The organism is Photobacterium sp. DNB23_23_1, from assembly GCF_052873815.1.
On sequence record NZ_JBNNXT010000006.1, the window covers coordinates 149199 to 163401 of the forward strand.

Here is a 14203-nt window from a genome sequence, read left to right on the forward strand (position 1 = left end):
AGTAAAATGTCAGATAACAGCCAGAAAAAAGTCATTGTCGGCATGTCCGGCGGTGTAGATTCCTCGGTATCCGCGTACCTTCTTCTTCAACAGGGTTACCAAGTTGAAGGCCTGTTTATGAAAAACTGGGAAGAAGACGACAACGATGAGTACTGCTCTGCAGCCGAAGATCTCGCTGACGCACAAGCTGTATGTGACAAACTGGGTATCCACCTGCACACCATCAACTTTGCGGCCGAGTACTGGGACAATGTCTTCGAGTACTTCCTAGCAGAGTACAAAGCAGGCCGTACACCAAACCCAGACATTCTTTGTAACAAAGAAATTAAATTCAAAGCATTTTTGGACTTCGCTGACGAAGTGCTGGAAGCCGATTACATTGCTATGGGTCACTATACTCGTCGCAGCTTCCCAACCGCTGAAGGTGAACTGCCAAAAATGCTACGCGGTGTCGACAATAACAAAGATCAGAGCTACTTCCTGTACACCTTGAGCCACGAGCAAATTAGCCGCAGCCTATTCCCTGTCGGTGAACTGGAAAAACCAGAAGTTCGCCGCATTGCAGAAGAGCAGGATCTGATCACCGCAAAGAAAAAAGATTCAACAGGTATCTGTTTTATTGGTGAACGTAAGTTCACGGACTTTTTGAGCAAATACCTACCTGCACAGCCAGGTAATATTGAAACAGCCGACGAAGGCAAAGTGATTGGCGAACACCAGGGTCTGATGTACCACACCCTAGGCCAGCGTAAAGGTCTATTGATCGGCGGCCAAAAAGGTGGCGGTGGTAATGAAGAGCCATGGTTCGTTGTCGACAAAGATGTAGAACGTAACGTTCTGATTGTTGGGCAAGGTAAAGATCACCCTCGCTTGAAGTCAGACGGCTTGGTTGCCGCTCAGCTACATTGGGTTGACCGCCAGCCTATTCGCGAACCGTTCAAGTGCACGGTTAAAACACGCTACCGTCAGCAAGATATCCCTTGTACTGTCATCCCCGTTGATGATGAAACTATCAAGGTCATCTTCGACGAGCCGCAAATTGCGGTAACGCCAGGACAGTCTGCCGTATTCTATAGCGGTGAAATCTGTCTAGGCGGCGGTATTATTGAGAAGCGTATCTAAGGGAGTTGAGGCACGTGGCACACACTGTATATGACCGTACCATTGCTTTTGCCGGTATTTGCCAGGCAGTAAAACTGGTTCAAAAAATTGCCCGAGACGGCCATTGTGACCATGACGTACTGGAAGCCAGCCTAAGAAGTATCATGGCAACCAACCCGTCGAACACCATTGAGATCTTTGGCAACGAAGCCAATTTGAAAGTCGGTCTAGAAGCGTTGGCAGCCGAGATTGATAACACGCCTTCGGGTAATGAAATGACTCGCTACTTAGTCAGTGTTATGGCGCTGGAGCGTAAGCTGGACAGCCGCCGAGACAGCATGGCGCAACTGGGTGATCGTATCAGTACGGCTCAACGCCAGACGGATCATTTCGAATTGCTGGAAGACCAAATGATCAGTAATTTGGCAAGCATTTACTTGGATATCATTAGCCCGCTAGGCCCTCGAATCCAAGTAACAGGCACACCCGCCCAGCTTCAGCAACAGAGTGTGCAGCACAAGGTGCGTGCCCTACTCCTCGCCGCGATTCGCTCCGCGGTACTATGGCGCCAAGTAGGCGGCAAACGCCGCCATTTGATCTTCGGACGCAAACAGATGGTCGAGCAGGCAAAAATCCTACTCGCCCGCTGCTAATAAATATTTAGTGCCAGCGTTGCTGGCACTTTTTCATCCCCTTGCTATGTCTTAGCAAGGGCGGAAGTTACACTTGTTTAAATCTTAATTGATTCAGGAGAGAGCAACATGGAACTGTCAGCATTGACTGCTGTTTCCCCAGTAGATGGCCGTTACGGAAGTAAAACGATTTCACTTCGCAGCATTTTCAGTGAATATGGTCTGCTAAAGTACCGCACAATCGTTGAGATCCGCTGGTTACAGAAACTTGCCGCTACTGATGCTATCGTGGAAGTACCTGCGTTTAGTGCTGAAGCCAATGCGTTCCTAGATCGCGTTGCTGCTGAGTTCAGCGAAGAAGACGCTATGCGTATCAAGACCATTGAGCGCACAACTAACCACGATGTAAAAGCTGTTGAATACTTCCTGAAAGAAAAAGTCGCTGAAGTACCAGAGCTACACGCAGTGAATGAATTCATTCACTTTGCATGTACCTCTGAAGATATCAACAACACGTCTCACGCCCTTATGCTACACGAAGCGCGCGAGCAAGTTATCCTGCCTGAAATTCGCAACGTTATCGATGCGATCAAAGGCCTTGCCAACGAATACCGTGAAGTACCACTTCTTTCTCGTACCCACGGCCAGCCAGCTTCTCCATCAACAATGGGTAAAGAAATGGCTAACGTTGCATACCGTATGGAACGCCAATACAAGCAGATTGCTAACGTTGAAATTCTAGCGAAAATCAACGGTGCTGTAGGTAACTACAACGCCCACATCTCTGCTTACCCTGAAGTTGACTGGCACCAGTTCAGCGAAGAGTTCATCACTGAATCTCTTGGCGTAACGTGGAACCCGTACACAACTCAGATTGAGCCGCACGATTACATCGCAGAACTATTCGATGCTATCGCTCGCTTCAACACTATCCTACTGGACTTCGATCGTGACGTTTGGGGCTACATCGCACTAGGCCACTTCAAGCAGAAGACTATTGCGGGCGAGATCGGCTCTTCTACAATGCCGCATAAAGTTAACCCAATCGACTTCGAAAACTCAGAAGGTAACCTTGGCCTAGCGAACGCTATCTTCAGCCACCTAGCACAGAAACTACCTGTTTCTCGCTGGCAGCGTGACCTGACTGACTCGACTGTTCTACGTAACTTGGGTGTAGGTTGTGGTTATGCAATCATTGCATACACATCAACGCTAAAAGGTATCAGCAAACTAGAAGTTAACCAAGCTGCACTAGAAGCTGAACTAGACCGAAACTGGGAAGTACTGGCTGAGCCTGTACAAACAGTAATGCGTCGCTACGGTATCGAAAAACCTTACGAGAAGCTAAAAGAGCTAACTCGCGGCAAGCGTGTTGACGGCGAAGGCATGCGCAGCTTCATCGACGGTCTGGAACTACCAGAGCACGAGAAAGCACGCCTGAAAGAAATGACGCCAGCGAACTACATCGGTGACGCAGTTAAACTAACTGACCAGCTTTAATCGCAACGTTATTTACCGCTTAATACAAGGCCAGCATTTGCTGGCCTTTTTGTTATACCAATCTGGATAAGTAGTTGATCAAGTATTTATGTAGGCTGGTATTAGTTATCTATTCAAGCTTTTTTCACGAACTTCGCCGTTACCATCATTTCGCCAGCACCGTCGACCTTGCAATCCAGTTGGTGATCCTTGCCTTCGACGATCCGACGAATAACGGCCTTAGTACCAATCTTCATCACCATCGAGCTGCCTTTGACTTTGAGATCTTTGGCTAGCGTGACTTTATCCCCTTCTTCCAGCAACGTGCCGTTGGCATCTTTTACGGTCAATGTGTCCTCTTCACTAGAAGCTTCCGACGGGTTCCATTCGTGTGAACACTCGGGACAAATAAGGTGATTTTGATCGGGGTAGACGTATTCAGAATTGCACATAGGGCAAGGAGGAAGAGACATAAATTACTACTATTATCAATGAGTCCGCCGTACATGGTAATGACTCTCTCCGTTTTACGCGAGCACATTTTTTCTGTTTTTGGGTGAGATCGCGAGAGCAGCTTTAAGACGGTCCATTCAGTAACAAGGGTCACCGGTATCAGTTCCGGCTCGCAAATAAGCCGAAGCCAAGACATAATTATGAGTATAATCCCAACACAATAGTCAGCCTATAAAAGCAACCATATGTATCAACTCACCTTCTCTTTCGAAGAGTTTCTTGCAGAGTTCTGGCAAAAGAAACCAACCATCATCAAAGGTGGCTTCAAAGATTTTATCGACCCTATCAGCCCAGATGAGCTGGCAGGCCTTGCTATGGAAGAAGAAGTAGACTCCCGCTATGTCGCCAAGCATGGCGACAAGTGGGATGTAAAACACGGCCCTCTTTCCTTCGATAACGTACCGGAAGATAACTGGTCATTCATCGTCCAAGCGGCTAACCATTGGCACGAAGGTGCCGCTCGTCTAATCACACCATTTCGTCAAATGCCCAATTGGCTGTTCGATGACTTGATGATCAGTTACTCAACTTCAGGTGGCGGTGTTGGCGCTCACATCGACCAATATGATGTCTTTATCGTTCAAGGATCGGGGAAACGCCACTGGCGGGTCGGCCCGAAAAAAGACGATTATGAAGAGGAATTTGGTCATCCGGCACTTCGCCAGATCAAAAGCTTCGATCCTATCATTGACGATATCCTTGAGCCGGGTGATATTCTTTACATTCCACCCGGGTTCCCGCATGACGGCTACGCTATCGATACCTCGATGAGCTTCTCTATTGGCTTCCGCTCGCCGAAGAAACAGGAATTGCTCAGCAGCTTTGCTGACTTTGTGATTGCTAACGAGGTGGGTGATGTCCACTACCACAACCCAGAACTACCAGCTCGCAAGACACCCGGGGCTATTTTGTCCAGCGAGTTTGCCGATATGGAAGCCATGATGCGTAGCCTGCTGGATCACCCAGACATGATGAAAAAGTGGATGGGTGAACACTTGAGCCAAAGCCGACACGAATTAGATGTGATTGCCGCCGAGCCACCATGGCAACAGGCCGAGATCTACCAGTTCCTCGAAAATGGTGAAACCCTCAAGCGGCTGGGAGGTCTTCGTGCCTTCTACTATCCAGAAAAGCCCCACCAGCTGTATATCAACGGTGAAACCTACGAACTACCAGAAGAATGTGGCACTGCCGCTAGCTATCTGTGTGATGCTGAAGATATCAGCCAAGACGTGCTGGGCAAGCTCATTGATCACCCCGCTTTTGTCGCCTTGCTGACACAGCTGGTTAATCATGGTTACTGGTACCCAAATGAGTAAGATCTAACCTTTTGAAATAAAAACACCGGGTGATTATCCGGTGTTTTTATTTGTCTAAGCGCGCACGGCTGACATCAAGTGCTTAATTATACCAATCTGGCTAAGTCGTTGAGCAAGTATTTATGTAGGTTGGTATTAGACCTTAAACTGACTAGCTAGAGCTTGTTGGTGCTGGGACAGCTCAGCCAACCGTTCGCCTATCCCTGCCGACTTTTCAGCCTCATCAAGAATACTTTCACTTAAGCCGCGTATATTCGAGACGTTGCGATTAACCTCGGCAGAAACCGACTGTTGTTCTTGAGCAGCGTGCATGATCTGTTCGTTCATCGACTGGATAGAGATCACCGCCTCGGTGATCTGCCCCAGACTCACAACGGCTTGCCCCACTTGAGAGGATGTCTCCCCAGCCAGTTGATTACCTTCTTCAATCGCTGCAACCACATCGCGCGTTCCCTGCTGCAGTATTTCAATAACAGTGCGGATCTGTCCGACCGAATCATGGGTACGACTGGCTAACTGTCGCACTTCATCGGCGACAACCGCAAAACCACGACCTTGTTCTCCGGCACGGGCAGCTTCAATCGCCGCGTTCAATGCCAGTAAATTGGTCTGTTCAGATATCCCCTCTATAACCTGGAGGATCTGGTTAATGTCTTCGCTGTTAGTTTCCAGTTCCTTGGCTACAGGGACGGCATTTTCCATTCTAACCACCAAGTTATCCATCGAGGTGGCAGATTGCTTGATCACCTGATGGCCATCGCGTACTGCGCTTTCAGCCTGCCCAGCCGCAACCACTGCCGTTTCGGTATACCCCACCACCTGTTCAGCGGTCTGGGCCATTTCCTCTGAGGCTGTTGCCACCATATCCACTTCACGGAACTGAGCTTGGCTACCATCTCGAGTGTGGTTAGCCACCTGTGCCGCTTCTTTTGACGTGGTACCAACATCATTAACGGCAACAACAACATCGCCGATTGTCGCCTGAAGTTTATCCAGGAAGCGGTTGAACCACAGTGCAAGCTGGCCAACCTCGTCATTCTGTTCGACATGTAGACGCTGAGTCAGATCCCCTTCCCCAGTCGCTATATCTTCAAGTCGCTCAGCGACATGGCGAATGGGCGCGACCAAACGAGAAGCCCCAAATACCACTAACAGTAAACCAGCAATAGCAACCACCAAACTAGTCACCAGCTGTACCCATGTCGACTGCTCACGCTGCTGTGAAATATCCGAGTCCAATAGGATAGCTTCGGCCAGCACCCGTTCAACAGGTAACTGGATAACTATCCCCCAGCTAATCTGCCCCAACCTTACCGGCGTGTAGGCATACAGCCACTGCTGATCGGCAGTCCAAAGTATTTGCTCTTTACTGCTCTGCAACCACTGTGTCAATTCACCAGGCAACCCGTCGGATTGATTAACCTTGAAACCTATTCGACTTTGGCCCTGATCCCAAGCGACAATAGTATTGTCCTGGCTGATCAGGCTGACATGACCGATACCGTCAAACAAAGCTTGATCAACGGCTTGCACCAAGGGTTGTAACGGTGCTAGTCGGATATCAATCCCCATCACACCAACAACTTCACCATTCACATCTAATGGAACAGTTATCGTACTCACCACTGGCGCTTGCTGGCCAAATATTGCCAACTGGGGGTTGGATACACACAGTCCAGTGGAGCTCTCGAGGCATTGCGACCAAACAGCTTGGCTAGAAAACAATTGCTGTTCAGAGAATATAAATTGCTCGGCTTCGCCTAATGGTGACTTAGCCCAGTACGGTGAAAAACGTCCCTGCTCATTGGCACCAACGTATTCGGCATTCACATAGTTGCGGTCTTCATCGTCGAGTGCATCGGGATTGAACACCACAAATGCGCCATGAATATTATCGAACTCATTGACGGTTCGACGAAGAAGTTCACTTATTGAACCACGCAACTCAGAGCTGTTAGTGTAGTTTTCTTCAGCATTGAGTTTTAGAAACAGTACACTTTGCGCCAGCATCTCGGCGCGGTATGCGGCTTCATCAAGATACTGCTGAACCGTGGTGCTTTGCTTTTCAGCTTGAGCCTGCACCACAAGTTGTGATTTTGTCCTGAGGGTAGAAAACACCTGCTGGCTGACGAGCTGCTGGTTCTGGGAGGCAAAATAAAAAGAGAGGCCTGTTAATACCGTTACTGTTGCCAGTAACCCTAGCCCGGCCATCAGGGCTATTTTCCATTTAACGGATAATGACCGCATACAACAATCCTTGTTCTACTGCTATTTCACTATCCCCAAGCAACTTTATTACCATCAATGGAAAAAATGATTGGAGATAACTCATTATTACATTTTACTTATAATAACATCAATGATTTAACAGTTTGTTTTAATTTGATTTCTTAGAGTTATCACGCAAGATTAGACATAAAAAAGGCGCGGCTTTTACACCGCGCCCAAAGCCTGTCACAGGCTTGAATTATTGAACGTTTAGACAAGAAACCGCGTGAACTTCATCGCCAGTCAATGTTGGCTTCTTATTGGCACACTCCACAGTTGCAACAGGGCAACGAGTTCGGAATACGCAGCCTGATGGCGGGTTCATCGGCGAAGGTAAATCCCCTTCCAGCAACTCAATGTGCTTGGCCCGCTCCAAATCCGGATCAGGAATAGGCACTGCTGACATCAGCGCTTTGGTATAAGGATGCTTTGGCTCACTAAATAATGCATCGGATTCACCCATCTCAACCGCATTGCCGAGATACATCACCAACACTCGATCAGAAATGTGCTTAACCACCGACAAATCGTGAGCGATAAAAATTAGGCTCAGGCCCATTTCTTGCTGCAATGATTTCAGCAAATTCACCACCTGCGCCTGAATTGATACATCTAGCGCTGAAACAGGCTCATCACAAATGATCATTTTAGGTTTGAGGATCAAAGCACGGGCAATACCGATGCGCTGACACTGGCCCCCTGAAAATTCATGTGGGTAACGGTTAATCACGTTCGGCAGAAGACCCACTTTGGACATCATCGCTTTAACTTGAGCTTTAATATCTTCAGCAGAAAGCTCTGGGAAATAAGCTTTCAAAGGCTCGGCAATGATCTCACCTACCGTCATACGTGGGTTCAATGATGCCAGCGGATCCTGGAAAATCATCTGGATATCTTTACGCTTTTCACGCATCGCTTTGTGATCAAGCTTAGTCAGATCCTGACCGAGCCAAACCACCTTTCCATCTGTCGCTTCTACCAAACCGATCACAGCACGGGCAAAAGTCGATTTACCGCAACCTGACTCACCAACGACCCCCAGTGTTTCACCTTCATATAGGCGGATATCAACACCATCAACCGCTTTTAGGCTCAATGGCTTTGTCCATGGCCACGCTGATTTCTGAGCAATGCTGAAGTGAACCTTCAGATCATGAATATCGAGTAATACTTTCTTTTGAGCTTCCATTACCACGTCCCCACATCAGAAAAACACGCGCGTAAGCGACCTTCAGTAAATGCCTTCAATTGAGGCGCTTCTTGCGAACAGCGGCTAGATACACGGTGGCATCGTTCCTGATAAGGACAGCCGACAGGCAGGCGCAGTAAGTTAGGCGGGTTACCCGGAATCGTTGGAAGCTCTTCACCGTCGGTATCTAAACGTGGGATCGCTCTGAGCAGCCCCTCGGTATACGGATGCGATGGCTTGTAGAATATCTCATTGATTTTGCCGTATTCCATAGTACGGCCAGCGTACATCACCAGTACCTTGTCACAACTACCGGCTACCACACCAAGATCGTGAGTGATCATGATGATCGCCGTGTTGAAATCAGTTTTCAGCTCGTTTAACAACTCCATGATCTGTGCCTGTACAGTCACATCCAGTGCTGTCGTCGGCTCATCGGCAATCAGCAACTTAGGGCTGCACAGCAACGCCATTGCAATCATCACACGCTGACGCATACCGCCAGAGAACTCGTGTGGGTACATAGTAATACGCTTACGTGCTTCCGGGATTTTTACCGCATCCAACATGCGAACACTTTCTTCGAACGCTTCGGATTTCCCCATGCCTTTGTGCAGCATCAGTACTTCCATCAGCTGATCACTTACTTTCATGTAGGGGTTCAGAGAGGTCATCGGATCCTGGAAAATCATCGCGATTTGTTCGGCACGGATCCGGTTCAGTTCTTTTTCCGGCAGGTTAAGAATTTCTCGGCCTTCAAACTTGGCGCTACCGCCAATAATGCCGTTTTTGGCCAACAGGCCCATGATGGCGAAAACCGTCTGGCTCTTACCTGAGCCGGATTCACCAACAATGCCCAGGGTCTCACCCTGGTTGAGCGAAAAGTTTAGATCGTTAACCGCGGTGACAATACCGTCTTGAGTTTTGAATTCTACGCGTAGATCTTTGACATCTAATAAGCTCATAGTACTTCCTTATAATCTATCTACCTTTGGCCTGCCCACCGTTCCAGCTATTGCAGACCAAAGGTCTTCTTGTTATCTGTCTTTTGGATCCAGTGCGTCACGCAAACCGTCACCCACATAGTTAAAGCAGAACAGCGTCACTACCATAAAGGCCGCTGGGAACATCAATTGCCAGATAGCCACTTCCATGGTCTGGGAGCCTTCTTGCAGCAGAGCACCCCAACTGGTCATCGGCTCCTGAACACCCAAGCCTAGGAAACTAAGGAACGACTCGGTCAGGATCATAGACGGCACTAGCAAGGTTGAGTAAACCGCTACAATACCCAGTACATTCGGTACGATATGGCGGGTAATGATACGCCACTGACTAACGCCAGATACGCGCGCGGCTTCAATGAACTCTTTACTGCGCAATGACAGAGTTTGGCCACGAACGATACGTGCCATATCGAGCCATGAAATTGCACCAATCGCCACAAAGATCAGCATGATGTTACGACCAAAGAAAGTCACCAGTACGATCACGAAGAACATGAACGGGATCGAGTAGAGAATTTCCAGAATACGCATCATCACCCGGTCGGTACGGCCACCAATAAAACCCGAGGTTGCCCCGTAAAGAGTACCGATCAGGACCGCAACCAATGCGCCCATGATCCCCACCATCAGTGAGATCCGCCCCCCGACCAACGTACGGGTAAACAGATCACGACCTAAACTGTCAGTGCCAAAGAAGTGGCCTTCGGCACCGAAGCTTGGCGCGGAATGCAGTGCGTACCAGTCGGTATCATCAAATGCATAGTTACTAAACATCGGGCCAAAAATAACCGCCAAGGTGATCAAAGACAGAATCGTCAAGCTCACCATCGCCGCTTTATTTCGCATAAAACGGATACGGGCATCTTGCCACAAACTACGGCCTTCAATTTCCAATTGCTCGGAAAAGTTTTCAACCGCTTCTACATTTTCTTTTTTTGTCAGCATCATCGGTTGAGCCCCTTAGTAACGGATTTTTGGATCAATGTACGCCAGAACAATGTCGACAATGGCGTTGAAGATAATGGTCAAAGAACCAATCAGAATAGTGATACCCAATACTAGAGAGTAGTCACGGTTGAAAGCGGCGTTGACAAACAACTTACCTATCCCCGGCAGGCCGAAGATGGTTTCGATAACAACCGAGCCGGTGATGATACCGACGAAAGCTGGCCCCATATAAGAAACCACCGGCAGCAAAGCTGGCTTCAGAGCATGCTTGATGATGATGTAGCCGTAACCCAAACCTTTCGCTCGTGCGGTACGAATAAAGTTACTGTTAAGGGTTTCAATCATGCTGCCACGGGTAATACGGGCAAAAGTAGCCACGTACAACAAAGACATGCCCATCATTGGCAACAGCATGTATTTCATGCCACCGTCGTTCCAGCCACCAGCAGGTAGCCAGCCTAAATTGATAGAGAAGATATAGATCAGTACCGGGGCGAGAATAAACGACGGCATTACCACCCCGGCCATGGCCGTCGACATTATGCAGTAATCTATCCAACTGTTTTGCTTCAACGCGGCAATGGTGCCGACGGTGACCCCCATCACCAATGCAAAGATAAACGCAAAGAAGCCGATTTTTGCCGAAACAGGCAAGGCTTTGGAAACCAGCTCATTCACGGTGAAATCTTTATATTTAAAGGATGGGCCAAAATCACCTTGCACGATGTTGCCAAGGTACGTGGTGTATTGCTCAAATACAGGTTTATCTAGGCCATACTTGGCCTCGATGTTAGCCATCACTTCTGGAGGAAGTGGACGCTCGCTGGAAAATGGATTGCCTGGTGCAAAGCGCATCAGGAAAAAGGATATTGTAATTAGTACCAACAGGGTTGGTATTGCTTCAAAAATCCGTTTTGCGATGAATTTAATCATAAACTCCACCGTTCTTTTTAGTCTGTGACAGTAAAAATCTACTGGCTTGAAATGCCAGAAAGGGCACTGCTCTCATCCAGAGAGCAGCGCTTATTATCATGCTTCTTGCTGGTTATTATTCAGCAATGATGTACATATCTTTGGAAAACAGCTTGTCTTCTGCGTTGTTTGCAGGGTAGCCACCCACTTGTGGGTTAACCAGACGCGCTTTCACATATTGGTAGATAGGTGCAATTGGCATATCTTCGGCTAGCAGCTGCTCAGCCTGGATGTATAGCTGCTCACGCTCGGCATCTGAAGTAGAGTCCAGCGCTTTCGCCATGATCGCATCGTATGCCTTGCTGTTGTAACGAGGGTCATTTGAGCTGTTGTTGCTCTGCATTAAAGACAGGAAGCTTGATGCTTCATTGTAATCACCACACCAGCCAGCACGCGTTACGTCAAAGTCACCCTGACGACGAGTATCTAGGTAAGTCTTCCACTCCTGGTTTTCCAAGTTAGCGGTAACATCTAGATTCTTTTTCCACATAGAAGCAATCGCAACTGCAATCTTCTTGTGGTTTTCCGATGTGTTATAAAGCAGAGTGAAATTCAGAGGGTTACCTGGACCGAAACCGGCTTCTTCTAGCAGCTCTTTCGCTTTCGCGTTACGCTCTTTCTGAGTCATTTGACCGTACTCAGGCGTCACTGGGTTGAAGTTAGCTGTAATTTCAGGTGTTAGGAAATAGCCCGACTTCTGGCCTTGGCCAAGCAGCGCTTTGGTAACGATGTCACGGTCAATAGCGTAAGACAGGGCTTTACGGACACGTACGTCGTCAAAAGGCGCTTTTTGGTTATTAAAGCCGTAGTAGTAAGAACACAGGTTACCGGAGATAGACACTGAATCAGCGTGCTGCTTCTCAAGGCGACGGAAGTGCTCGTTTGGTAGTTCGTTGGTGATATCAATCTCGCCTGCTAGGAAGCGGTTCATTTCAGCAACTTGGTTTTCGATTGGTAGGAACGTAACCTTGTTGATAACGGTTTTGTCGTTATCCCAGTAGTTTTCGTTGCGAGTTAATACGATACGCTCGTTGACAACCCAATTGTCTAGCGTGTAAGCACCGTTACCCACGAAGTTTTCTGGTTTGGTCCAGTTATCGCCAAATTTTTCAACAACCTTGCGGTTTACTGGCTTAACGGTGGTGTGACCCATCATCTTAACGAAGTACGGTACAGCCTGCTCAAGTTCGATAACCAGAGTGTTGTCATCTGTCGCCGAAACACCTAGCGTGTTCTTGTCTGCTTTACCCGCGATAATTTCATCTGCATTCTTCATGGTGGTCATTTCTAGATACCATGAGTATGGAGACGCTGTCGCTGGATCAACAGCACGCTTGAAGCTGTACACGAAGTCGTGTGCAGTCACAGGGTCGCCGTTTGACCATTTAGCATCTTTGCGTAGGTGAAATGTGAAAGTGCGGTTGTCTGTTGTTTCCCAAGATTCTGCAACACCAGGAACCGTGTTACCGTTTTCATCTTGGTTAACCAAACCTTCAAGCAGGTCGCGGATGACGTGTGACTCAGGCACACCTTCAGTTTTATGTGGGTCAAGGGAAGCAACTTCAGTGCCATTACCACGAACCAATTCTTGCTTGGCAGCAAGCTTTACCCCTTCAGGTACATCAGCAGCAAGTGTGGAAAAAGAAGTGGCTGCTACAGCCATACCAGCACCCAGAAGAATCGCCTGGGTAATTTTATTCTTATACATGCATTAGCTCCAATACATCGTTAAATACGTCCTTGCGTTCTCCAGTCGGTGCCATCTCACAATATTTGCATCATTAATCCTAAACAATACAAAGCAAACCGAAGAATTGGTCAAAACATTATCAGGCATTGAAGTAATTTGCCACATTTTGATTACAAAAACAGACATAATTCTTAATGGAAGCCGAATAACCAGTACAAGCAACTAGTTGACAGTTTTGTTGCAGCCGGATGTGTCACAAAACCCAATATATAGAGAAAAATCCGCCAAATACGCCAAAAAAAAGTAATAATCGAATAATTAATTGTAGGGATGAATAAATATATAGCAGAAACGTCTTAAAGGGTTTACACCAACGCAATAAGTCAACAACATTTACGCAAAATCATGACATCTAGCTATAAAAAAAGCGCCTTTCGGCGCTTACTATTTATTCTCGCTATCCATGTTGATATTTGGGGGGACTTCATTTATTGATTGTTCTTTACCCTCAACCGTGGAATTGCGATCGTTGCTTATAGCTTCATCGAACAAACCATCGTGGTTGATATCTTCCATCATTTGCTTGATTCGACGATTAGACATTCTTTTGTGCTTCATGGAACCCTCCGCTGTTAACCACAGCAATTTTGACCCATAAATAATGTAATTTATGCCTTTGAAATACGCTGCCGCTGTTAGGTTATGTACTTCTGGCACAGCATAACTATGGCACAGGATCCGCATTTTTTCCTTCCTCTCTCCACAACAGCACCGCCGATATAATAACCAAACCGTATATAAAAAAACCTCAATAGATTAAGTTGTCACATACCTGAACTTTTCAACTTTGACACATTTATCTCACCACTGATTAACGCTACTATCGTTTTGTAGGGTAAATCTTTGGTTTAACCTACATTCCGTTCCCGTTCCGTTATCATTGAGAGTCAGAAAGTATGAGACCAGCTGGTTGTTTTTCGCGTCCAAGTCCTTCCCGCGTTCGCCACGGCTATGTGCCACCATCGCGCAAGCCAAAAGCAGAATAGCGTATCAACTAAACCTTGATAGACAAGTCTTCAAGCCCCTTA

General features: G+C 47.5%; 12 protein-coding genes. 4 read left to right on the forward strand and 8 right to left on the reverse strand.

Features of this window, described 5'->3' with window-relative positions:
- Nucleotides 1-6 precede the first annotated feature (6 nt).
- The 3 genes from mnmA to purB all read left to right on the forward strand — a co-directional run bounded on the left by mnmA (nucleotide 7) and on the right by purB (nucleotide 3233).
- Nucleotides 7-1122, forward strand: a complete 1116-nt coding sequence (gene mnmA / locus ACVA53_RS06205) for a tRNA 2-thiouridine(34) synthase MnmA (protein WP_255042067.1) — start codon at nucleotides 7-9, stop codon at nucleotides 1120-1122.
- A 14-nt stretch (nucleotides 1123-1136) separates the two neighbouring features.
- Nucleotides 1137-1754 (forward strand): high frequency lysogenization protein HflD, encoded by a 618-nt coding sequence (gene hflD, locus ACVA53_RS06210; protein WP_255042066.1) that lies wholly within the window; start codon nucleotides 1137-1139, stop codon nucleotides 1752-1754.
- Between the two features lie 108 nt (nucleotides 1755-1862).
- Nucleotides 1863-3233, forward strand: a complete 1371-nt coding sequence (purB, locus tag ACVA53_RS06215) for an adenylosuccinate lyase (protein WP_255042065.1) — start codon at nucleotides 1863-1865, stop codon at nucleotides 3231-3233.
- 113 nt (nucleotides 3234-3346) lie between these two features.
- On the opposite strand, the gene ACVA53_RS06220 is transcribed toward purB, so the two are convergent.
- The gene (locus tag ACVA53_RS06220) at nucleotides 3347-3685 is read right to left on the reverse strand and encodes a zinc ribbon domain-containing protein YjdM (protein WP_255042064.1); all 339 of its coding nucleotides are present in this window, start codon (nucleotides 3683-3685) and stop codon (nucleotides 3347-3349) included.
- A gap of 225 nt (nucleotides 3686-3910) precedes the next feature.
- On the opposite strand from ACVA53_RS06220, the gene ACVA53_RS06225 reads away from it, so the two are divergent.
- The gene (locus ACVA53_RS06225; RefSeq protein ID WP_255042063.1) at nucleotides 3911-5044 is read left to right on the forward strand and encodes a ribosomal protein uL16 3-hydroxylase; all 1134 of its coding nucleotides are present in this window, start codon (nucleotides 3911-3913) and stop codon (nucleotides 5042-5044) included.
- 135 nt (nucleotides 5045-5179) lie between these two features.
- On the opposite strand, the gene ACVA53_RS06230 is transcribed toward ACVA53_RS06225, so the two are convergent.
- The 7 genes from ACVA53_RS06230 to ACVA53_RS06260 form a co-directional block, all read right to left on the reverse strand.
- Entirely contained in the window at nucleotides 5180-7291 is a 2112-nt protein-coding gene (locus ACVA53_RS06230) for a methyl-accepting chemotaxis protein (RefSeq protein WP_255042062.1), read from the reverse strand.
- A 220-nt stretch (nucleotides 7292-7511) separates the two neighbouring features.
- On the reverse strand, nucleotides 7512-8501 hold the full coding sequence (gene oppF / locus ACVA53_RS06235; protein ID WP_255042061.1) for a murein tripeptide/oligopeptide ABC transporter ATP binding protein OppF: 990 nt from the start codon (nucleotides 8499-8501) through the stop codon (nucleotides 7512-7514).
- Nucleotides 8501-9466 carry an ABC transporter ATP-binding protein gene (oppD, locus tag ACVA53_RS06240; protein ID WP_255042060.1) on the reverse strand — a complete coding sequence of 322 codons (966 nt, stop codon included), beginning with the start codon at nucleotides 9464-9466 and terminating at the stop codon, nucleotides 8501-8503. Before oppD ends, oppF begins: the two co-directional genes overlap by 1 nt.
- Nucleotides 9467-9538: 72 nt before the next feature.
- A complete protein-coding gene (oppC, locus tag ACVA53_RS06245; RefSeq protein ID WP_255042102.1) occupies nucleotides 9539-10450 on the reverse strand; it encodes an oligopeptide ABC transporter permease OppC in 912 nt (303 codons plus the stop codon).
- A 15-nt stretch (nucleotides 10451-10465) separates the two neighbouring features.
- Nucleotides 10466-11386, reverse strand: a complete 921-nt coding sequence (oppB, locus tag ACVA53_RS06250) for an oligopeptide ABC transporter permease OppB (protein WP_255042059.1) — start codon at nucleotides 11384-11386, stop codon at nucleotides 10466-10468.
- A 115-nt stretch (nucleotides 11387-11501) separates the two neighbouring features.
- The gene (locus ACVA53_RS06255; protein ID WP_446504720.1) at nucleotides 11502-13133 is read right to left on the reverse strand and encodes an ABC transporter substrate-binding protein; all 1632 of its coding nucleotides are present in this window, start codon (nucleotides 13131-13133) and stop codon (nucleotides 11502-11504) included.
- A gap of 426 nt (nucleotides 13134-13559) precedes the next feature.
- On the reverse strand, nucleotides 13560-13718 hold the full coding sequence (locus ACVA53_RS06260) for a hypothetical protein (protein ID WP_274127525.1): 159 nt from the start codon (nucleotides 13716-13718) through the stop codon (nucleotides 13560-13562).
- Nucleotides 13719-14203 lie beyond the last annotated feature (485 nt).